We start from the raw sequence: 21,937 nt of genomic DNA, 5'->3' as shown, positions 1-21,937 counted from the left end.
GGCCAGCCCGAGGCCACACCATTTTACGCGCCATCTATTGGCCGGGGCTGAGAGAGGGGGAACTGGAGCCGAGCTATTGTGGGCTACGGCCTAACGAACGGGTTGCAGTTCGGCGATTTCGACATTCTGGCAGATCCGTCCGGACGGCTGATCCGTCTTTTCGGAATCGAGTCACCTGGCCTGACAAGTGCGCTGGCGCTGTCGGATTGGGTTGTCCAATTTGTCGGAAAGACGAACTTCTTCTTGCTTTAGCCCTTGACCGCCCCAGCGGTCATGGATCCCGATATCTGCCGATACATCACAAGACCCAGCAGTGCCGGCGGCAAGGCGCCCAGCATCATGACGGCGGAAGCGGTTCCCCATTTTACGCCACCGCCGCTCGCGGCGAAGAAGAAGGATGCGCCGACCGTCATCGGCACGGCACGACTGGTTGTCAGCATGAGGCCGAAGAGGAATTCGTTCCAGGCGGTGATGAAGCCGAAGATGGAGGTTGTGACGAGCGCCGGTCGGATGACGGGCCGGACGATCATCATCATCACCTGCAAGGAATTTGCGCCATCGACTTTCGCCGCCTCGTCGAGTTCGACTGGTACATCTGAAATCGCGTTTACCAGGATGACGAGTGCAAGCGGCGCGTTGACGATGGTCAGGATGAGCCCGAGCCCGATCCGCGTATCGAGCAGGCCCAGCCACTGGTACATCATGTAAAGCGGGATCGCGAAGATGATCAGCGGCACGGCGCGAAGATTGATGACGATCGGCAGGACCAAGCGCTTTCCCGCCTCGCTGCGCGCGATCGCATAGGCAGCCGGGAACGCGAGCACGATCGCAAGGCCGGTTCCGATCAGCGCCGCCACGGTGCTGTTCAGCAGATAGGCATAGATGTTGAAGCGGCTGGTCTGCGTCAGGACCTCCAGATAGTTGTCGAGCGTCGGCTGGCTGATCCACAAACCGGGGTTCGTCGAAAGCTCGCGCTGGCTTTTGAGCGATGTGATCAGCGTCACGATAATGGGGAAATTCATCGCCAGCACGGCGATGGCAAAAACGATCCAGCGCAGTGCCCCGGCCATCGTCAACGCTTCCTGCGGCCGGCAAGCCGGTTAAGGCAGTGGAGAACGATGAACGACGCCATGAACAGGACAACCGAGGCGGCGACCGCTTTGCCAATAGCCCCTTCCTTGAAGAAGGCTTGGTAGATGTAGATCGACAAGGACGTCGTTGAACCTCCTGCACCACTGCCGGTCAATGCATAGACATTGTCGAACACCCGGAAACCGTCGATGAAACGGACGAAAAACGCGATGACCAGCGTCGGCTTCATCAATGGCAGGTCGATCCACCGGACGATCTCAAACGGTGATGCGCCATCGAGCGAGGAGGCTTCGCGCACGTCGAGCGGTATGGCCGAATAGGCCATGTAGAAGAGCAGGAAGGCGAAAGGCGTCCATTGCAGCGTCTCCACGACGACAAGGGTGCGGAAGGCATTGTTGATGTCGAGGAAGGCCGGGCTGTCACCGAACCATTGGAAGAGATAGTAGGGGACGGGTCCCACGAATTCATGCAGCACCAGCCGGTACATGAGACCGACCATGGCCGGCGCGACCATCAGCGGCAGCATCAACGGCGCCATCAGGACTGGTCGCTTGCTCAGAAGCGGTGCCAGGAAGATGGCAAGGAAAAGACCGATCAGACATTCCGCTGATGCGGTAAGAATACCGAAGCGCAGAGAGAACCAGGCCGAGCTCCAGAATTCGCGGTCGTTCAACACCGCGACATAGTTGCTGAAACCGCTCAACACCGGACTGCGCAGCGTCTCGAATGTGACGGCCGAAATGGAATAAATCAGATTGACGATCGCCGGAAAGCCGAGGAACAGCAGCAGGAAGCCGACCAGCGGCGTAAGATACATCCTGCCTTCGGCACGTGTCACAAGGGCCATGTCGATCCGCCAAACGCGCCGGACGCCGAGCTCGACCCGGCGTCCGGCAAATGGTTCATTTCTTGAGAAGGTCCTGCATGCCCGCCTTGGTGTGGGCGAGCGCATCCTCGAGGCTCTGCTGGCCGGACCAGTAGCCGGTAAACTCCTTTGCCTGCAGCTCATAGACCGGGAGCGCACTCGCGGACGTCGCTCCGGTCATGACATAGCCGTACTTGCTGGCGAATTCGCCGAGCTTGACGAGATCGGGACGTTCCTTCGCAACCTTGGCGACGACATCGGGAGACAATGCCGGCGAACCGCCGCTGCGCGCATAGAGCAAGGCCGCATCCTCGGTGGCGAGCCACTTCAGGAACTTGACGGCGCCTTCCTTGTTCTTGGCGTTCTTGTTGAGGCCCAAACCAAGGCCGTGGATATGATCGGCGCGTCCGTCGGGACCTGCCGGCGGCGCGACGATCCCGGTCACCTCGGCGACCGCCGGAGATTTTTCGGTGCTGGTCAGATCCGCCGCCGCGGCATTCCACTGCAGTGCCGTCGCGGCCTGACCGGATGCGAAGGCCGCGTTGGTTTCCGCATATTCGTAGCTCAGCGAATCCTTGGGCGATGACCCGGCATCATAGAGTTTCTTGTAGAGCTCGAGGCCGGTCTTGTAGGCATCGGAATCCACCGTGACATTGCCGTTCTTGTCCATCCAGTCGCCGCCGTAGGAGCGCGGCAGCGACTGGAAGACCATCATGTTGAACAGCAGGTTCTTCATCTGCAGGACCGTGCCGTAGCGCACCGGGCTGTCGGGGTTCACCTGCTTGGTGAAATAGAGGGCGGTGGCCGCCCAGTCGTCCCAGGTCCAGCTGTCCGGGTCCTTCGGCTGCAGCGGCTTGCCGAGATATTTCTGGGCGATTTCACCAAAGGTCTTCTTGGCGGCGTCATCCCTGTTCAAGGCGTCGACGAGATCCTTGCGGTAGTACATGAAGTGCAGCGAAAGGTCTGTCGGCACGCCGTATTGCTTGCCGTCGAACTGCATCGTCTTGAGAACGGATTCGCCGAAAACCTTGGCCGCATCCGCGCCAAGATCGACCGGCTCCATATAGGGCGCGTAGCGACCGAGCGAGTAGGTGGCGACGAGGTTCACGTCGAAGGCGTTGGATCCGGCCGCCATGTCGGCCTGCAGCTTGTCGTAAAAGCCTTCGCGGTTGAAGAACAGCAGCTCCACCTTGTCGGCATCACTTGCCTGCTTGTTGTAGGTTTCCACGGTTGCCCGCAGTGCGGTTTCCTCGGACCCGCCAGGCCAGCCGAGCACGGTCACGGTTGCGTTGGCAGAGGTCGGCAAAGCTGTCCCCGCGAGGAGGGTGGCCATAAGCGCAAAAGACGTCCTGCTCAATTTCATGATCGTTCCCTTCTTTTTTGATGATTTTTGCATGGCATGACCGGCGGCGCCGCTACCTTGCCCATTCGGCAAGATCGGCAACACCGATGACGCCGGCGTGGCCCGCGAGCTTCGCCGCAACGAGATTGGAGGAAAGGCGCGGTGGAACCTCGCCCAGATGCGCGCGCACCCGGTCGAGATAGCCATCGGCAAGACCGATGCTGCCGCCGATGACGATCGATTTCGGATCGAACATCATCTGAATGTCCCGGCACAGCGTCGCGACCCGCGAGGCGCTCCGCGAGACGATGGCGTCGGCCCAGGCCTCGCCCTTCAGCGCATGCCCGAACACATCGGCGGCATCGGCCTTGAAGCCGGCCTTGAGGGCCTGCGAAGCGATCCAGCGGCCAGAGGTGCTGTCTTCGAGTGGGGCATGGTCTGCAGACAAACCACGGATCAGACCGAAGTGACCGGCAAGACCGGACAGCAATCGGCCGTTGCAAACGATGCCGCCGCCAATTCCGGTCGAGATGGTCAGAAAGACGATGTCGCGACCTTGCCCGGCGCCGAATTTGTATTCGCCCCAGGCGGCTGCCTGGGCATCGTTGAACGCACAGACGGGCTTGCCGAAAACAGCGGATGCCCTTTCGACCAGCGGGTAGCCGTCGGGAATGCCAAGCGTCGCCGGGTTCAACGCCGACCAGCGTCCATCGTGCACCAGTCCCGTCACCGCAATGCCGATACGACTGAAGCGGCTCGACCAGGCCGACGTGCTTTGCGCAAGGGATGCCAGCCAGGCGTCGGGTCCAGCCTCTCGCGCCGTCGGCACGATCATGTCCTCGATCACCTTGCCGCCGCTGACCAGCGCGGCCATGGTCTTGGTTCCGCCGATGTCGATGCCCAGCACGGTTGGGCCAAGCACGGTTTGCGTGCCTCTTGCCGCATAGGCCTCGGAAATCGCCTGGTGGAACCACGAGGTGACGTGCTCGGTACGGGTGATCGCCGATCCGACAACCACGGCACAGGCGCCGGCGCGCGCGGCGGCGGCCGCCTGCTCCGGCGACCGGATACGCCCTTCGGCGATGACGTAGGGGGTCAGGGTTCGCATCTGAGCGATGAGGGCGATGTCCGGATCCTCCGGCTCCGGCCCGCCGACATAGCCGGAAAGCGTCGTGCCGACAAAATCGACACCCGCGGCAAGGGCCCGGCGCGCATCGTCAAGGCAAGAGCAATCGGCCATGGTCAGCTTGTTCCTGGCCTTGACGGCTTTCACAAGCGCTTCGACAGGAACGGGACGGACACGGTCCGTCGCATCGAAAGCGATGATATCGGCGCCCGCCTCGGCCAGCGCCTCGACATCGGCCAGATAGGGCGTGATGCGCACGGGGCTGTCGGTCAGATCGCGCTTGACGATACCGATGATCGGCTCGCGGACGGCCAGGCGGGCGGCCGCGACATAGGGCACGGATTCGATGCGCAGGGCCTTGGCTCCGGCTTCAAGAGCGGCCCTGGCAAAGCCCGTCACGAATTGCGCACTGTCCATCGGGCCGCCGGGAACCGGCTGGCAGGACACGATGAGACTGTTGGCGATGTCTTGTCGCTGCACGTCGGCACTCCCCTGTCGCCATCACGATAAATGGAAAATACCAGATTACAACCAGTTCATAACTGGTATTATCTTTGCAGCTCGAAGACGAAGTCGTAGACGTCTCCCTTGTAGCGTGTCTCGCAGTATTCCACGATCTGTCCGTCGGCGAGAAAGCAGCGGCGCTCGGTCATCAGCAGCGGTGCGCCCATCTCGCAATGAAGGTGTCTTGCATCCTCCAGCGACGCGCCGCGCGAGCGCATGCGCTGGATTGCCCTCTGAGGCAGGAAGCCGCGTGCATCTAGCGCTTCATAGAGGGAATCCTGAACCATCTCGGGCGAAGGAAGGAAGCGAACCGGCACGGCCGAGACCTCGACGGCGATCGGCGCGCCATCGGCCGTCCGCACACGGCGCATGCGGATTACATTGGTGTTTGCGGCAATACCAAGAGCCATCATTTCGGCTGGCGATGGACGGCTTATCTGTTTGGAAAGCCATAGGCATCCAGGCTTCAGGCCGCGCGCCAGAATGTCCTCCGAAAAGCTCGTCAGCGTCGAAAGCGATTTTTCGACCCGCGACCCGATCTCGGTTTTGGAACCATGCCGGCGATTGAGCTGCCCTTCCTCTTCGAGCAACGCCAGAGCTTTTCTCACAGTGACACGCGAGATCGACAGGGCTTCCGCCAGAACCCGCTCGCCCGGCAGAACCGCGCCGGCCTTCAACGCATTGGAACGGATCGCTGCCTCGATCGCCGATTTCAACCGTCGGTAAAGCGGCACATCGCAGGCTGTCGCTTCCATCTCCCGACTGACAAGCCCGATCAGGTTCACGGTTGTCATTGCTCTTCCTCCCGCGCGAGAAGCATCCAGGATCAAAACATTCCTGACTGGACCCATACTGGTATTATCAATCCGGTGCAAACGTCCCGCGGGCGGTGCCTCGTCTGCGCCGTCAGCGCACCACGACCCCTCAGCGAACCCGCGGTGACAGCTTCATGGAGATGCGATCGCAGGCAGCACGCAGGACCTCCAGAGTAAAGGCATGGCGGCTTTCACGCGTATGGCGATTGATATAGGCGACGATAATGGAGGCGACGGCGCTGCCGTCCGGTCCGATGACCGGACAGCAGATATCGGTGATGCCGACGAAATCACGGCTCTCGCGCATCCAGTAACCGTCCGCGCGGATGGTACGAAGCTGCTTTTCCAGCGCCTCTCGATCCAGCGGCGCCGGCGAATGTGCCGCACATTCGTCGATCATCCGCGTCGCGACCTTTGGCGGCTGGAAGGCAAGGATCACATGGCCGGAGGTCGCGTCGGTGGCCAGGCGGCCGTAGCCGAGGCGCAGCGTGAACGCCATGTCCTCGCCGCCGGGAACGGCCGCGGTCACGACAGTCAAGCCATGATTGAAGACGACCAGGTGCGGCGACTGATTTGAGTCCCCGGCAATCCGCGTCAGCTCGGGCATTGCGGCGGACATGAGATCCTGAGCGCTCGGCGTGTGCAGCCCCAGCTTGAAAAGCTTGTCGGTCAACGAATAGGCGTCGGTCTCGGCGTTGCGCTCGATATATTGACGCTCCTGGAGCGCGATCAGCATCCGGAAAATCTCATTCTTCGAACGACCGAGGCCTTCCGCGATCTCCTTCATCGTCAAGGGCGCCCGCGCCTCCGCCAGCAGCTCCAGGACATCCAGACCCTTCGTCAGCGCCGGGGCCGAATAGGTCGGTTTGCCACTCTCTTTTGCGTCATCTGCCATTCGAAGAATCCCCGGTGGTCCACGCACGATAGAGACAAGAAATCGGAATTGCCATTGGTTTTATATCCAAACTTGACACCATATATAAAACTGACATGATGACGGGGACAATGAATTTCGAGGCCGACCAATGACCGTACAGAGACCAGCAAACACTGTCCGCGCGACCATCACGCCCCGGAACAACAGTGTTTACACGTCGGTCGATTTCGATCGCGAGGGCAAGCAGATCGGCTTCTTCCATGTGCCCCAATCGCCGCACGACGATGCCTGGGGCACGGTCCGCGTTCCGCTCGCCGTCATCAAGAACGGCGACGGTCCGACGGTCCTGATCGAGGGCGGCAACCATGGCGACGAATATGAGGGGCCGATCGCGCTCGGCGAGCTTCTGCGCGAGATCGATCCACGGGATATAGCCGGTCGCATCATCGCGATTCCGGCCATCAACATTCGGGCCGTCGAGGCCGGCACCCGCACCTCCCCGATCGACGGGTTGAATTTCAACCGCAGTTTTCCAGGCGATTTCAACGGCACGCTGACAAGCCAGATAGCGGCCTATGTGCATGACATCCTGTTTCCGAAGGCCGACTATTTCCTGGATCTCCACTCCGGCGGTTCGTCCCTGATGATCCTGCCGAGCGCGATCATCGAGCCCTCCCCGACCGCGCAGGGGCATCGCAAGAACATCAAGGCGACGCTCGCCTTCGGGGCGCCGACCGTTGTCATGGTCGACAATCTCGGTGAAACCCGGACCTCGACCGCGTCCGCCAATCACCAGGGGCTGATCGTCATCGGCAGCGAGATGGCCGGCGGCGGCCTTGTCAGTCCGGATGCGTTGGCCATCTGCCGCAGGGGCATCCGCAATGTGCTGAAACATGCAGGCGTCCTGAAGGGCGCGCCTGACATTGCCCCTGGCGCCAACGCACGCGTGCTCAAGGTGCCCGGAAGCGAAGGCTATCTGCTTTCCGAGGAGGACGGTGTCTTCGAACCCTTGAGCCCGCTCGGCAGTGCCGTCAGCAAAGGCGACCTTGCCGGACGCATTCACTTCCTCCACACGCCGTCGCGCGCGCCCATCGATCTCCTTCACCCCATCGACGGCATCGTTTTCGCCAAGCGTCAACCCGGCCGCGTGCGCCCGGGGAATTGCTGTTTCGTGCTGGCCAACGAATATCCGGAGGCACTGACCGATGAGCCATGAAGACATCATGGCGGCTGCCCGGCGCATTGCCCCCTTCATACGGCGCACCCCGGTCGTCAAGCTCGACCATGCCACGGGCGCGAACCTCCAAAATGATGTCTATTTGAAACTCGAATGCCTCCAGGTGAGCGGCTCCTTCAAGATCCGGGGCGCCACGAACCGGGTGAAAACGCTCGAGCCGGGCCGGATCGAAAACGGACTGGTCGCCGCATCCGGCGGCAATCACGGCCTGGCCACCGCCTATGTGGCTGCCCGGGCCGGCGCTCCCGCCACCATCTACCTGCCGAACAATGCAAGCCCGCTGAAGGCGCGCCCTGATTGATGAAATTCTCGATGATGCTGACCTGTTTTTCCAGGCTGCCCTCGGCGCGGGCGAGCATCTCGGCTATCTCTCCCTTTCCACCCGCGCCGATGTCGGTCGCGCGGTGAAAGCCGCCGAAGGCGCACGCGAGACCATGCGCAAGATGGGAACCTTCGCACGCGCTCAATTGTGCATACGCATCGCCGACGCGATCGACAGGCGCGCCGAAGAGCTTGCCCACCTGCTCTGCCTGGAACAGGGTAAGCCCTTCCACAGCGAGGCAAAGGCCGAAGCATCGGCGGCAGCTCTCGGTTTCCGCAATGCGGCAGAGCAGATGAAGTGGCTGGAGACGGCGGCGTTTCCCCTGGCCGATGCCAACAAGCGCGCCTTCAGCTTCCTGCAGCCGAAGGGCATCTTTGCCATCATCACGCCATGGAATTTCCCGCTCGCCCTGCCCTGCCTCTACTATCTCGGACCGGCCGTCGCAACGGGCAACACCGTTGTCTGGGTGCCGGCGCCGACGACATCGCTGATTGCCACGGCACTTGTCGAATGCTTCATCGAGGCGGGCTTGCCGGACGGCGCCATCAATCTCGTTCTGGGAGATGGTGCGGAGGTGGGCGACGAGGCCGTCGTTCATCCGGGCACCCATGCCATCGGCTTCACCGGCAGTTCCGCCACCGGCGCGTTGATCGCCCGGCGTGGCGCGGGCAAGCCGCTTCTGCTCGAAATGGGCGGCAACGGCCCGACCATCGTGCTAGCCGATGCCGATATCGACATGGCCGCCGCCCAGGTGGGGGCCGGCTGCTTTGCCAATGCCGGGCAGATCTGCACGGCCACCGAACGCGTGCTGGTGCATAAATCCATCCATGACCGGTTTATCGAAGGTCTGGTGAAAGCGGCCGCGAAGGTGAAAATGGGCGACCCTTTCGATCCCGCGACGACGATGGGGCCGATCAACAATGCGGTCGCCGTCGACAAGGTGCTCAGCCACATTGCGGACGCCCGCGCTCGTGGCGCCGAGATCGTCACCGGCGGCAATGTGGCGTCGGGTTTTGCCACCAATCTCTATTTCGAGCCGTCGATCGTCACAGGACTGACCCGGGAAAGCCTGCTCAACGTCGAGGAATCCTTCGGGCCGATTGCACCCGTGCTGACCTTCGAGACCGACGAGGAGGCGATGGAACTTGCGGCGTCCAGCCCTTACGGCCTGTCGGCCGCGGTCTTCACCAGCACCATCAAGAACGCCTTTGCCTTTGCTGAAAGCCTGAGGGTCGGCATCGTCAACATCAATGAGATGAGCTGCTATTGGGAACCGCATATTCCTGCCGGCGGCGCCGCCGGGACGCAGAGCGGCCTCGGCCGCACCGGGGGGCGGCACACGCTGATGGAAATGTGCGATTTGAAGACGATTACGGTGGATATCACCCGCTGACATCCAAGGCCTAGTGCGCGGGCTTGCCTTCGAGCTGTCAGATGGACCGGCGCAGGCTGTCGGCCATTTTCTCGCCAATCATGATCGAGGTCAGGTTGGTGTTTGCCTGGCAATCGAGCGGCATGATCGACGCATCGATAACCCGCAGCCCTTCAAAACCGTAGACCCGGCATTCCGGATCGACCACGGCCTCACCGGGCCTACCCATGCAACAGCCGCCGATCCCATGCTGCGCATCGGAAGACTGCGCCAGCAGGAAATTGTCGACCTCCTCGTCGCTTGCCGTTTCGAGCCATGACAAAGGCAGATCGGAATCCCCCAGCAGGACGCGCTCGGCGATCGCCTGGATCGGCGCCTGCCGGGCAATCTCGCCAAGGTGGCGATAGGCGATACGCATGCGCTGAAGATCCATTGGATCGTCCAGCATGTTCTCTTCCACGATCGGCTGGTCGAAGGGATTGGCGGAGCGCAACTGCACGGTGCCCCGGCTCTTGGCCTCCATCAGGATCAGATTGACCATGGCCTCGCCGAACTGGGCGCTGTCGGACTCCACGCCGATACCGCCATGGTTCATGGCGACGTAGAGGATGTCGTCGCGCTCGGCACCCGGCACGCCGGAACTCATCCGCACACAGCAGTTGGTATGCCGCGCGTCGACATCGGTCGCCTTGAATTCCGGCTTCAGCTTCAGTTCGATGCGGCAATAAGGGTGGTCGAAGAAACCTTCGCCGACCGGCAGGTCGGCAAGCACCTCGATGTCCTTTCGATTCAGGAGAGCCGCCGGACCGATGCCCGAGCGCTGCAGGATGACTGGAGAGTGGATGGCGCCGGCCGAGACGATGACCAGTGGCGCCTCGAATTTGCGAACCTGATCGGCCACGATGGCCAAAACGCCGATCGCTTTCTTGCCATCGAAAAGCACCTTGTCCACCGTCGCCTGCCCGATGATGGTGAGGTTCGGCCGGTCGCGGGCAGCTTCCAGATAGCCGTCATTGACCGACACGCGCTTGCCGGCTCGACTGTTGATGGGATAGGTGCAAGCCCCTTCGGCATCCGGAGCATTGAGATCGTCATGCCAGGGATGGCCGAGAGCCATCGCGCTTTGGCGCATGGCCTTGTCGACGCTTCCCCAGCTTTCGACAGGCGCGCGGTAGATCGGAATCGGACCATCGCTGCCGTGAAAATTGGCCGCGATCGGGTCATCCTCCAGGCGGCAGAAGAAGGGCAGCACGTCGGCTCCGGACCAGCCCTTGCATCCGATTTCCTCCCAGCGGTCGAAGGCATGGAGCACGCCGCGAATGGCAATCTGCCCATTGACGGCCGTCGAACCGCCAAGCCCCTTGCCGCGCCAGTAGACCCGATGCTCCTGCCGCTTGGTGCGACGAGCCATCAGATCGGGGTACATGTATTGTTGCTGAAAATGATCGGGAAGCAGCAGGTTGAAGGGATTTGGACTCGCCATCTCGGCAGGTTGCTCGCCGCTCCGGTAGTCCGGCCCCGCTTCCAGCAAAAGCACGTTCGTGCCCGCATCTTCGGTGAGCCGGGCGGCAAGGACAGCCCCGGCTGCGCCGGCTCCGACAACGATGACATCAAAGGGCATGCCGCACTCCCTACATCCGACCAATGCACGGCTCACTCGACCGCGACATCATCTTTGATTTCATTGTGCACGACCGTCTGCTGGCATTCAGGCTCGGCGACGGACGCCGGAACCGACCACCTTAGCCGCCGTTGCACGACAGCAAGATCATCATGATTTGTTTTATATGTAAATATGATTTCGTATATGAACCCATCGGAAGTATCTCTTTTCACCATCTACTCCATACGGCGCGACGAACCCCGGTGCTTTCCGTCCCCCCTGCCGGCGGTTCTCACACCGTCATCGTCCATCGCCTTTTGATGTCGATCGGCCCTCGATAAAAGCGGTGTTCGACGCGCTGCCCTTCCACGTCGCCCCCAGGGAACAACTGCTTCCATGGAAAGTTAGTCCATGGCTACACCGCCGGTGAGCTTTCACGACGATCCAAGGGAGACAAATCATGGCGACTGCAAAAAGAGCGACGACCAAGGGACTGGAGGCTTTGTTCCTCGATGGGCTGAAGGACATCTACTACGCTGAAAAGAAGATACTCAAGGCCTTGCCGAAGATGGCAAAGGGCGCCGAATCCGAGGAGGTGGCTGCGGCCTTCGAGAAACATCGCATGGAAACCGAAGGCCAGGTCGATCGGCTCGAGCAAGTGTTCGAACTTATGGACAAACCGGCTCGCGGCAAAACCTGTCCGGCGATCGACGGCATTCTTGAGGAAGGGTCGGAAATTCTCGACGAATACAAGGGCGACCCAGCCCTGGATGCTGGGCTGGTCGGCGCGGCACAGGCCGTCGAACATTATGAAATCGCGCGCTACGGCACGTTGGTCGCGTGGGCTGAACAGCTTGGCAAGAGCGACGTGGTCAAGCTCCTCAACGAGACATTGAAAGAGGAGGTCGCGACGGACGAAGCGCTTTCCGGGCTGGGCGAAGGCGGTGTCAATGAGCGCGCCCTGGAGCAAGCTGCCTGACTGGGCGTCCTGACTGATGTCGCCCCGGCGAAGCCGCCGGGGCGACTTTCGCGACCCCAACCGCGGCGTCGTCGATAGCACCTCTTTCAGATGCAATCAGACCCACCCCGATACTTCGGGGTGGGTCTGCTGAAATCACCCGCGATCAGCGGTTTTTGTGACTTTGTTCGCCAGCTTTCACGTGCTGTTCGTGGGTTCCACCACGCATGCCGGATCCATCGCCCTGCTGCCGTTGACCACCACCAGCGGCCTGCTGTTGCTGACGGTTTTTATTGTCGGCATTCTTGTGGCTCTGCTGGCCTGCCTTCACATGCTGTTCGTGGCTACCACCTTGATTGGGCATTCTTCTTCTCCTTCACAATGCACGAGGCGACAACCGCCTCGATTGCCTAAGAAGAGTCAGGCGCGAACGTTCCCTTACGTAACATTTTGTGAAGACCCTCAGACAAGCCGGGCGTTCGAAGGAGCTTGAGATGGATGCCGACCCGGAGAGCATTGCGCCAACCTCGGAAGTAAGGTGCGTTGCACTGTCCCGCTGAATTGAAATGGGTGGTCTCGAAAGCTTGCTGGAATAGCGAGATGCGCACCTTGCCACCATAATATTTCACCGAACCCCAAACGCCGTTTATGCATTTGCGCGGAACGGTGGTGCTGTTCGCGTAGGCCGCATTGGGAGTCATCAGAGGTGCCATGAGAACGGCGATTGTCGAGATGGCGGTGAATGTTTTCGTCAAGCTGCGTAGCATGATCGAATTCCATCCTTGGATTCAGTTGAGGTTCAGGTTCGACCGCTCAGCCTTTGCGGATGTCAGTCTGGCGTTGCGGCTGTGATATTGGGCAACTCAGCGTAATTCAGCGTGAAATAACGATCATCGTTCCCCGGTGTCTTCGCATGATCGTCGAGAGATGATTTCCGGTCTTCGCGGTCCGTGCATCCGGATGGCTGTCAATGGAGGCTCGGCAGGCGACCCGCTTAGACAATGTCGTCGGCCAGGGCTGCAAGGCCCCGCCGACACAGAAGCTCGCCGCGGGATAAGGCTGGCCGAGGCAATTGAGAGAAGTAGATCAACCGTCACCTTGCAGGAACCGCCAATGCGATCTGCCTGTTAGCCTGGACGGACCCATTCCAGCGCAATTCACGTTGAGATCACGCGGAGCACTGCAAAGCATGCGTCATAAGGGAGGAACCCGACATGACGCTCAACATCAATAAGCCGCTGCGTGTAGCCCCAGTCGAGATTTCAGCTCGCGAAACAGCCTCATCCTTCACGGTCCGGTCTCCGCGCCTCCTTGCTTGGCGCAGCGCGTTAACGGCACGGATGTCTGGCCCTGGGGGAGCCTACAATGTCGGCAACCTCATTGGTCTTTGTCAGGGGATTGCGGCGCAGATTCTCGTATCCGGCGATCTGAACCAACTCCTCTGGACAGGCGCGCCGGCCGCCATCAGCCATTATTTGACCGGCAATTTCGCTGCGATCGCAATGACCTCGGCGACGGCGATCTTCTTCGCCAGCGGCGAGATCTACCATCGCGCTTGGAACGGGCGTCTCAAGCCTAGGGAAAATCTCAACCGCCTGGGTGATTTCCTGTCCGGCGTTGGTGCCGTTTGCCTTGGCCTGGCCCTGTTTGAACTTGGCCATCCGTTGCTGGCGTTGACATCGGGCCTGCTTCATTCCGTTGGAAAATTCGGCAGTGCTTGCCACCGACCCGGTGTCCGGATCCTCAACTTGTCGGAATACGGCCCCGACCCGTTTCGCGTCATGGTCCTTCTCAGCCGGCTGCCGGCCCTCATCGCCGCCGGGACAGAACTCTGTGCATCGCTGTTCAAATTCGAAGTCGAACAGCCACAGCATTGGTCTACGCCCGCCAGCCTTCTCGTTTGTTACCTGCTCTGGTCCTGGGCTGACCTGCTTTTGTTCCGATCGAGCCAACCTCGCGCAGCCCGCGATCATTCCGCCGGCTGATCAAGCTTCGCTATTCCAACCTCATTTGGAGAGACACCATGTTTGGATCATCATCCGACAATTCCGCAGAACAGATCGGCCGCTCCTATCCCTTGCAGCGACGCATCGGCACGATCTGCGTTTTCGGCGGCGCCATGCTTGGCAACGATCCCGACCACGCCCGTTGCGCCACCATCCTTGGCGAGACGATAGCCGCAGCAGGTATTCGCCTGGTCTATGGCGGTGGCTGTGACGGCCTGATGGGCCAGGTGGCTATTGCCGCAGCAGAAGGGGGTGGAACCGTGATCGCGATCACCCCGCAGTTCCTGATCGAGCGGATGAGAATGCTATTATCGGGATGCCAGACGATTTCAGTTCCCGACATGAGTATCCGCAAACAGCTCATGTTCGACTACGCGGATGCATTTGTAGCCTTGCCTGGCGGCATCGGAACCGTTGAGGAACTGACCGAGGTCATGACGCTTCGCAAGCTGGAAAGGCACTGCAAGCCGCTGGTCCTGGCGAATTTCAAAGGCTTCTGGTCACCACTTCTCGGCGTCTTCGAGAGCATGTCCGAGGCTGGCTTCATGAACTCGTCAACCCGATGCACGCAAATGGTTTCGGCAACCCCGGAGGCCATCCTTCCGCTTCTTCAGCGCAGCGTCAGTTTCGAGCAGAACGAACCGCCAAAGCCCGTCCTGCTGCCCACCATCCCCGTCTTGCGCAGATCACATATATCGAGTGCTGGCCCCGGATAGATCGCGAACCAAAAGACGCGTTCTTCCGCGCAACACCAGCCACCTCGACGATGACGGGGTCCATCGGCCCCGATCATCGCTTTCAAACCCGATCACAAACCGTTGGAGCCATTGCCCGCTGTGGTGATGCGATCAATCATGTCCAGATTCAAGGCAAATTCCTTGCTAATGCTTGCTGCGCTCATTTGGGGAGTGGGCAATGTGTCCCACAAGACCATACTGGCCCACCTCGATCCCATGGCGGTTGTTTTCCTGACCAGCGTGATCGCCGGACTGGTGACGTTGCCATTCGCGGTGCGGGAGCGCGACCCCGAAACCAACACCGGCTGGTTTCCAAGTGTGGCGAGAGTGGTTCTGCTTTTTGCCCTCGGCTGTGTGGTCCAGCAATTGTCCTATGTCAGCACGACGGTGACGAACTCGAGCCTCCTTATCAGCGCTTCCACTGTTATCACGCCGATCGCCGCGTGGCTGATCATGAGGGAGCGTCCAAGTGCACTGATCCTATTCGTCGCAATTCTGACGGTCGTGGGATCGGCTCTCCTGGCGGGCGGCTTCAATGGTTCGGCAACCGCCGGCGACGCTTTCGCCGTCCTGACTGCAATCTGTTTTGCAGTGTGGACGGTCGAACTCGGGCGGCATGTGCAGGCACATGGCCACCCCTTCGCGACGGCGGCCGCACAGTTCATCGGCACGGCCGTTGCCACGCTACCTTTCGCCCTGCAGGGCACAATGACATTTCAGGCAATTATGGCAGCATGGCCAGAACTCATCATGCTTGGTGTGTTCTCGACCGCTGTCGGCTTTTGCCTGCAGACTTCTGCACAGCGCTACACCACTTCGTCCCATGCGGCGGTGATTTGCAGCGGAGAGGGTGTGTTCGCCGCCATTTCCGCTGCCGCTCTGCTTGGTGAACGGCTTTCGCCCGACGGCCTTCTGGGTGCGGGCGTCATTCTGTCCTGTGTGCTGTTCACCGCCGTCTCGGCGGGCCCGAAGCTCGATCCGTCAGTGTCATGATCGCCTCGGCAATGTCGTTCTGCTCTGGGGCCGCGCCATTCAAACCACCGACGGGCAAGTCTGTTTCTACTCCCGGATTCATGCCAAGCTACTCGCCTGGCCGCATTCATCCTTCTGGAAAACGAGGTCTACTTCGATGCTCCACGGCGAAACGTCCTCCTTCGAAGCCGCCAACATACCGAACCGGTCAAACCAGAATTCAGACGACGGCCTCAACGACAAGCCGACCTTGCGAGGCATCAGGCTCTTCCCGTCCCTGGCGGACATGCCGATCGCCTTGTTTGACGCAACCGAAGACGAGAGCGCCATCGACCGCACCAAGGCGGGCTTGCTGGACATCACGGCGGAAATGGTCGGCCCGACCGATGGACTTGAAGGCAGTGATCTCAGCCCTACACCAGCCGGCTTTACCTATTTCGGTCAATTCGTGTTCCATGACATCGTCTTCAGCCAAATATTCGGATTGCCCAAGCCGACAGGCAAAACCCATCATTTGAAGAACGCGTCCTCGCAAGGCCTTGACCTTTCGGGGCTCTATGGGCGGGGGCCAATCGTCGACGCCCATCTCTACGATGTTGCGGATGGGGCGGACCTGTCGGCTTGCCGCTTTCCGATCGGCTTGCCTTGCATGAAAGGCAGTATGCTTCCGGTCGACGGTAAGACCATGCAAGGCCGTGATTTGCCGCGCATCGACTTCTCGGGCAAGTTTATCAGTGTCGAGGGTCGGCGATCGCCTTATCGGCCCTTGGTGGCGGATCCGCGAAACGACGACAATCTTGTCCTGTCGCAACTGCTCTGCACACTCATGGGTATCCACAACAGGATCGTGGATCTACTGCTTGGCATCGGCACCGACCCAGCAGAAGCTTACAAGCGTGCCAGGATCTATCTGACCTCGGTTTACCGCACTGTGATCATCAACGACTATCTGAGAAAAGTTCTGGCTCCGGAAATATGGGACCATTTTTTCGCCAGTGACGATTTTCTTGGCGCCGGAGTCTCGGCACTTGAAACTTTCAATGCGCTGCCTTTGGAATTCACCTTCGGTGCGTCGCGCTTTGCCCACGCCATGGTCCGGCAGTTCTATGTCGTGAACGACAGGTCGGTCGAAGAACCAGCCAATCTGCGCAAAATGCTGTCCTTTTCCAGCCTGCGCCCGGGTGGGGAGATTCCAATACCCGAGAACTGGATTGTCGACTGGAGCCGGTTTGCCTCAACCGACACCCCGTCGAAAGCTCAAAGTGCCCGGCGCATAGGACCATTCCTGTCGAAAGAACTGACGATTGCCGGCCTGAGTGCGGAATTGAACGGCACAGTCCGGCCGGTTGCCTTCATGGATTGCTGGCGCTGTTACGACCTTGGTTTGCCATCCGGGCAGGACGTGGCCGGTGCGGTGAAGACCGCCCTGGGCGACAACAGTATCGATGTGCCGGTCCTGACGGGCAATGACATGCTTCCCACGGCCGCCTGCGCCAAACGTTACGTCTACAACGCCGGCCGACTTCGGACCGCTTTGCAACGGTACCCGGAGTTCCTGAGGCAAACACCTCTCTCCTACTATATCATCCAGGAGGCGTCCGTTCTTGGTAATGACGGCAGCCATCTTGGCCCAGTTGGCTCCTATGTGGTGGCCGCCACGATCGCATCCGCACTGTTCAAGGCTGCCGATACGGATATCACCTCTCGCAGGCTCATTCCGGACGTAGAGCCAAAAACGCTGGCAGGACTGCTCGATCTCAATGATACTGCGAAGGTATCGGATGAAGTGCTTGGCGGCCTGCTCGGCAGTCAGGGTTTTCAATAGCGCTGATAACGGCAGCGCTACAGTGCTCAATCTGGTTTAGCGGGGGAAGTGGACATGGTGAAGTTCAAAGATGTGCAGTTCGAGGCGCTTGGCGAATTCATCCGAGACCTGATCAAGGATCCGGCCAAGCAAGCGATCTTCAGAAGTGGAGATCAGGAGGCGATGAAGGACCTACTGCGTGGGTTCATGACGCCCAGGGACAAAACCTGGGAGGAGATCACCATCCAACCATACTTCGACCAAGACCTGATCGTGAACATCGCCTTTCCTTTCACCGGCGACGTCGAGCAAACGATCGCCACCATTGCGCCGGCGGATGGACCCGGTGAGGACTATACATTTCCCGATCACTACAATCTCGACCCGAACGCCGGCCCGCCCGATCAAATAAAGAAAAACCGTTTGAGCGCATATCATAAGCGCCTCGGCGACTACGTGATGTCACGCTGCAAGTGAAACCCGGCGCAATTGCGAGCAACGGTTCGGCCGTGTCAGCCCGACTGGGCTGCCAATTCGATGCCACGGGCCAGCTTCTCCTGATCGACTGGTAACCGGATCGGAAAAGCGGTCTTGAACCACTCCACGGCGACAGCGCGGTCAAGCCTACCCGGCCCTTGCCACGCCGCCGTTAGGTTGCGTAGAAAACGTCTGAACTCATCCCCGGCCTCGCGGTTGCGTTTCAGCAACGCAAGTGCCGCCGCCGACCAGCCGTGGATGTCGGCGAACAGTTGATCGCTCTTGACCGCAGCGGCCACGCACCCCTCCAGATCATTGGCGAGAAAGGCAATGGTCGCCTGGTAGCCATGATAGTGAGCGTCGGGCATGGGATTGAGGTCGAAACTGCGCTTCGAAAGCTCCGATGCCCGTTGATGATCACCCATGAAGGAGCTGGCCAGCGCGTAGGCAATCAACGTCGCGGGGTTCCCGGCATTTTGCTCATGTGCAAGGCTGAAGTGAAAATCGGCCAGCTCCCAGCGTCGCGCCAGAAGGTGGCTCCAGGCCAGATTTACCTGGTTGCGGTGGTCGAATGGGTCGAGCAGGACCGAACGCTTGGCCAGTTCGAATGCGCGCTTTAGATCCTGCTCGATCGACGATGCACCCGGAACGACGATCCAACGCGAGTTGAGCACCGCAGCGAGGCTGGAATAGGCGCAGGACAGATCGGGATCAAGCCGGATGGCTTCCTCGTAGCGGGCGATGGCAGCTTCTTCGGTGTCCTTTCGCCACATGATCGAAAGCCGCTGTCCGTCCAGCCAGCAATCATAGGCCGAGAAATGGTTCGGGGAAGCTTGCGATATGCGATGCAGCCTGGCACTGGACAAGGCAATCTGCAGGCGCGCGGAAAAGCGTGCGCAAACTTCATTGAAGGCCGAGCGCCAGGAAGACGGATCCGACGGAACGGTGAGAACGAAGGCTTCTTCTTCTTGCAGGAAGTCATAGCAGGTAATTTGGAATACTGCTGGTCCATCCGTGTCGATCAGACGGATGAGGACGCCGATATCCACGTGTTCGCCTGCCGCCTGATGCATCTGATCCAGTGAGAATTCACCGGCTTGCAACTCCGTTGACACGGCTGTCCAATGCCTAAATCGGGAAATCGAAGCCAGAAGCTCTGTCGCCAAGGCAAATTGCAGGTGTTCGTTCTCTGCTTCGCGCCTGGCAATGATGATGGCGATTGTCGGCTTCCCTGGGATGCGGCTGTCGTGATCGCTTTGCGCAAGGTCGGGGTCAGCCGCCCGCTTTTCACCGTCGTTGCCCGGCTTGAGCGCCTCTAGAAGGTGGAGGATTTCTGCCGGTGGTCGCAGATCCATGTCCGCTTTGAGTTCGGCCGCGTAGCGGTCGAAGAACGCTAGGGCGCGGGCATAACCGCTTTCCTCACAGACCCTCCGAATGGTCTCCACCACGGCATCGTCGAAAAACGGATCAAGTTGCAGGATGCACGCAGCGATGGATTTGCGCTGTCTCGGGTCTGTCTCGGCCGCCAGCCACGCTGCGAGCCGTGTCACCAGCCTGTCGGTTATCATCGTCGACTGCATTCTCAGCCAGTTGTCGAAGACAGGATCGCAATCGTCCAACCCGGCGCAAAGTCCATCCCTGGCTTTGGCCAGCAGGAGCAGCGCACCGTCATAATTGCGGTCGTCGAGCGCACGTTCAAGCTCATCGATGTCGGAATGGATTGCAGTCGGATCGATTCCCAGGACGAGCTTGTCGACCGCGAGGTAATTAAGCCTGGTCTCGCTTGCCAGGCGTCGGAGATCCTTTATGCACTGGCGCAGTGATCCGCGCGCATGCTCCTCGTCCTGCTCGCTCCAAAGCAATGCCGCCAGTCGCCCGCGCGTCTCGCGTGACCTGCCGCTCAGTAACAGATAGGCGAGAATCGCGCAGGCCTTCCGCTTGCCCAACGAGAACGTCTCCGAGCCCTTGCGAAGCTCGAAACCGCCGATTAGCCTAATCGCCAGACCGTCTGTGGAAATTGTCAACTCCGCCGGCTATCGTCTCGGTCGCCAACGGGCGCCCACCGCTTACCCTACGTAAACAGCAGAAGCCAAGATATTGAAAGAGCCAACATGCTGTTGCGCGGGTCGCATTGGACAACGCTTGCTCTGCTGATGCATCACGACCGGCCGATGACGGTGAACCAAGACGACCCGACCTGGGACCGCCAGTCGAGTGAAGATGATTTGGATGTTTTGGAGAATCTGGCTGCGACCCTTGTCGCTGCGCCCGAGAATGGGCTGCCCCTTTTGCACTTCGCGACACGCTACGACATTGGCGTTGAAGTGTTCGATGTTCCGGGTGGATTCCTGGCTATGTCCAACATTGCTCCATTCGAAGGGAATGAGAAACGATTCACAGCAAGTGGCAAAGGCTTTGATGCCGGCACGGCCGTGCTGTCTTGCCTCGGAGAGGCCGCGGAGATTTCCAGCTGGGCCTGCAGAGCCGAAGACGTCACGGCGTCAGCACGCATCGGCTCTCCAGGCGATGGAATGAGGATCGATGCGATTCAGGTATTGGGCTTTTCGCTGGAACAGATCCGACATCGCGATCGGCTCAACAGAGTGTGGCGTGGCTGGGACAGTATCCCTTCAACGGATCATCTGAACAATCCCCAGCTATGGGCGTCCGTTCGCAGCTTCCATGACGATAGGGTCGCGCTTTGTCCGGCGTTTCTCTGCTATGGCCGCTTTGGTGACGTCGCATATGGCGATTGCAGCTTGAACGTCGACACCAATGGTTGCGCCGCTGGCACAACGCGGGCCGATGCAAGAACCCGCGCCTTGCTTGAACTCGTCGAACGAGACGCCACAGGGATATGGTGGCACCGAGGCTCCCTGAGAAAGCGGCTGGATATCGCGCGGCTTGATGACCAAGGCTTGGCGTCTCACATCCAGCAGCATCGCCAAGAAACGGGACGCAGGCTCTGGCTTCTCGATATCTCGTCCTTCCGCACGGCCATCGTGACGGCGGCGATCAGCTGCGAAGACAGTGGCGAGCATATGGCGGTGGGTTTCGGGTGCAGCTTCGATATGGTTGCTGCCGCCCGGTCCGCGTTTTTGGAATTGATACAATCCGAAGCTGCAATGCAGGCCCATGCCGAAAGGGCAGAACGGCCCCGTAATAAAACGATGAGCGATGACGATTGTCGGATGACCCGCTGGAAGCGTTTCGCTGACGTGCGCAACTTTCGTTTCGCCATCGGCAAGCCTGCCGACGGCCTGGAAAGCGCTGGCGAAAGCAACGTCACCGACCTGCTGAATGAAATCGGCGAAGTTTGTGGTTCGCAGGTCTGGTTCGCCGATCTTTCGCGATCCGAGATTGGTATCCCCGTTGCAAAGGCGATCTGCGAGGGATTATCCCATTTCAAAGCGCGCTGGGGCTGCCACCGAAACGCCGCACCTTCCATCGCAAGTGATTCGAGCAAAACAGCAGGCCGCCTCTCGCAGGCCAGAAAACTTTTGATCTAATTGTTACAGGCAATGACGACACGGTCACGTTGGAGACCCGCCGCCGGTTACAGGACGCTGATGAGGAAGCCGGCGTTACGATTGTGGGCGGGGCCAGGACTTCGTGTACGTCGGGATTTGCTCAAGCAGGGGCTCCGAGTTCGCCGGGATCTCGTACAGCAGGGAAGTTGAGTGAACCCCTGTTGACTTGAGGGCGCGAACGCTGCTGTTTTGGGTCGCAAAGCCGCCCGACGGCTAGCGGTGCAAGAAGGGCGAAAAAAGCGGACTTTTGTCGAGATATCTAGGGCAAACTGAAGCAATCCGTGGGACCGCACACCGC

General features: G+C 60.1%; 20 protein-coding genes. 11 read left to right on the top strand and 9 right to left on the bottom strand.

Going from position 1 to position 21,937, the window contains the following annotated elements; genetic code table 11:
• Positions 1-248: 248 nt before the first annotated feature.
• From AC0NIL_RS13625 to AC0NIL_RS13600, 6 genes are all read right to left on the bottom strand, one after another.
• Positions 249-1,070 carry a carbohydrate ABC transporter permease gene (locus AC0NIL_RS13625; RefSeq protein WP_473572245.1) on the bottom strand — a complete coding sequence of 274 codons (822 nt, stop codon included), beginning with the start codon at positions 1,068-1,070 and terminating at the stop codon, positions 249-251.
• A gap of 2 nt (positions 1,071-1,072) precedes the next feature.
• Positions 1,073-1,939, bottom strand: a complete 867-nt coding sequence (locus tag AC0NIL_RS13620) for a carbohydrate ABC transporter permease (protein WP_473572247.1) — start codon at positions 1,937-1,939, stop codon at positions 1,073-1,075.
• Between the two features lie 55 nt (positions 1,940-1,994).
• Entirely contained in the window at positions 1,995-3,290 is a 1,296-nt protein-coding gene (locus AC0NIL_RS13615; RefSeq protein WP_473572249.1) for an ABC transporter substrate-binding protein, read from the bottom strand.
• Between the two features lie 82 nt (positions 3,291-3,372).
• The gene (locus AC0NIL_RS13610; RefSeq protein WP_474048783.1) at positions 3,373-4,842 is read right to left on the bottom strand and encodes a putative N-acetylmannosamine-6-phosphate 2-epimerase; all 1,470 of its coding nucleotides are present in this window, start codon (positions 4,840-4,842) and stop codon (positions 3,373-3,375) included.
• A gap of 131 nt (positions 4,843-4,973) precedes the next feature.
• Positions 4,974-5,723 carry a GntR family transcriptional regulator gene (locus AC0NIL_RS13605; protein WP_473572253.1) on the bottom strand — a complete coding sequence of 250 codons (750 nt, stop codon included), beginning with the start codon at positions 5,721-5,723 and terminating at the stop codon, positions 4,974-4,976.
• A 130-nt stretch (positions 5,724-5,853) separates the two neighbouring features.
• Positions 5,854-6,639: an IclR family transcriptional regulator gene (locus tag AC0NIL_RS13600; RefSeq protein WP_013530438.1), complete on the bottom strand. Its 786-nt coding sequence runs from the start codon at positions 6,637-6,639 to the stop codon at positions 5,854-5,856.
• 130 nt (positions 6,640-6,769) lie between these two features.
• On the opposite strand from AC0NIL_RS13600, the gene AC0NIL_RS13595 reads away from it, so the two are divergent.
• The 3 genes from AC0NIL_RS13595 to AC0NIL_RS13585 all read left to right on the top strand — a co-directional run bounded on the left by AC0NIL_RS13595 (position 6,770) and on the right by AC0NIL_RS13585 (position 9,573).
• Positions 6,770-7,837: a succinylglutamate desuccinylase/aspartoacylase family protein gene (locus AC0NIL_RS13595; RefSeq protein ID WP_473572255.1), complete on the top strand. Its 1,068-nt coding sequence runs from the start codon at positions 6,770-6,772 to the stop codon at positions 7,835-7,837.
• Complete coding sequence (locus tag AC0NIL_RS13590; protein WP_224674946.1) at positions 7,827-8,159, top strand: pyridoxal-phosphate dependent enzyme; 333 nt, start codon at positions 7,827-7,829, stop codon at positions 8,157-8,159. Before AC0NIL_RS13595 ends, AC0NIL_RS13590 begins: the two co-directional genes overlap by 11 nt.
• A gap of 103 nt (positions 8,160-8,262) precedes the next feature.
• Entirely contained in the window at positions 8,263-9,573 is a 1,311-nt protein-coding gene (locus AC0NIL_RS13585) for an aldehyde dehydrogenase family protein (protein WP_474048697.1), read from the top strand.
• A 37-nt stretch (positions 9,574-9,610) separates the two neighbouring features.
• Here AC0NIL_RS13585 and AC0NIL_RS13580 read toward each other — a convergent pair whose 3' ends face one another.
• Positions 9,611-11,209, bottom strand: coding sequence for a GMC family oxidoreductase (locus AC0NIL_RS13580; RefSeq protein ID WP_474048696.1), 1,599 nt, complete (start codon positions 11,207-11,209; stop codon positions 9,611-9,613).
• Between the two features lie 406 nt (positions 11,210-11,615).
• On the opposite strand from AC0NIL_RS13580, the gene AC0NIL_RS13575 reads away from it, so the two are divergent.
• Positions 11,616-12,134 (top strand): YciE/YciF ferroxidase family protein, encoded by a 519-nt coding sequence (locus AC0NIL_RS13575; protein ID WP_013530428.1) that lies wholly within the window; start codon positions 11,616-11,618, stop codon positions 12,132-12,134.
• A 145-nt stretch (positions 12,135-12,279) separates the two neighbouring features.
• Here the strand turns inward: AC0NIL_RS13575 and AC0NIL_RS13570 are convergent, their stop codons facing one another.
• Positions 12,280-12,477 (bottom strand): hypothetical protein, encoded by a 198-nt coding sequence (locus AC0NIL_RS13570; protein ID WP_013530427.1) that lies wholly within the window; start codon positions 12,475-12,477, stop codon positions 12,280-12,282.
• Between the two features lie 347 nt (positions 12,478-12,824).
• Here AC0NIL_RS13570 and AC0NIL_RS13565 point away from each other — a divergent pair, with 347 nt between their 5' ends.
• From AC0NIL_RS13565 to AC0NIL_RS13540, 6 genes are all read left to right on the top strand, one after another.
• The gene (locus AC0NIL_RS13565) at positions 12,825-12,965 is read left to right on the top strand and encodes a hypothetical protein (protein ID WP_473572260.1); all 141 of its coding nucleotides are present in this window, start codon (positions 12,825-12,827) and stop codon (positions 12,963-12,965) included.
• A gap of 362 nt (positions 12,966-13,327) precedes the next feature.
• The gene (locus tag AC0NIL_RS13560) at positions 13,328-14,098 is read left to right on the top strand and encodes a hypothetical protein (RefSeq protein WP_473572262.1); all 771 of its coding nucleotides are present in this window, start codon (positions 13,328-13,330) and stop codon (positions 14,096-14,098) included.
• Between the two features lie 38 nt (positions 14,099-14,136).
• Positions 14,137-14,835, top strand: coding sequence for an LOG family protein (locus AC0NIL_RS13555; protein WP_063172726.1), 699 nt, complete (start codon positions 14,137-14,139; stop codon positions 14,833-14,835).
• Positions 14,836-14,973: 138 nt separating this feature from the next.
• Positions 14,974-15,849 (top strand): DMT family transporter, encoded by an 876-nt coding sequence (locus AC0NIL_RS13550; RefSeq protein WP_164755109.1) that lies wholly within the window; start codon positions 14,974-14,976, stop codon positions 15,847-15,849.
• Between the two features lie 136 nt (positions 15,850-15,985).
• Complete coding sequence (locus AC0NIL_RS13545; protein ID WP_473572265.1) at positions 15,986-17,653, top strand: peroxidase family protein; 1,668 nt, start codon at positions 15,986-15,988, stop codon at positions 17,651-17,653.
• A 54-nt stretch (positions 17,654-17,707) separates the two neighbouring features.
• Positions 17,708-18,109 (top strand): hypothetical protein, encoded by a 402-nt coding sequence (locus AC0NIL_RS13540; RefSeq protein WP_013530422.1) that lies wholly within the window; start codon positions 17,708-17,710, stop codon positions 18,107-18,109.
• Between the two features lie 35 nt (positions 18,110-18,144).
• On the opposite strand, the gene AC0NIL_RS13535 is transcribed toward AC0NIL_RS13540, so the two are convergent.
• On the bottom strand, positions 18,145-20,055 hold the full coding sequence (locus AC0NIL_RS13535; protein ID WP_473572267.1) for a hypothetical protein: 1,911 nt from the start codon (positions 20,053-20,055) through the stop codon (positions 18,145-18,147).
• A gap of 165 nt (positions 20,056-20,220) precedes the next feature.
• Here AC0NIL_RS13535 and AC0NIL_RS13530 point away from each other — a divergent pair, with 165 nt between their 5' ends.
• Positions 20,221-21,618 (top strand): YcaO-like family protein, encoded by a 1,398-nt coding sequence (locus tag AC0NIL_RS13530; protein ID WP_127371106.1) that lies wholly within the window; start codon positions 20,221-20,223, stop codon positions 21,616-21,618.
• The last annotated feature ends 319 nt before the right edge of the window (positions 21,619-21,937 follow it).

Source organism: Mesorhizobium sp. WSM1343 (assembly GCF_055901535.1).
Note: the sequence above shows the minus strand (reverse complement) of the source record. Positions and strands in the feature narration are given on the sequence as shown.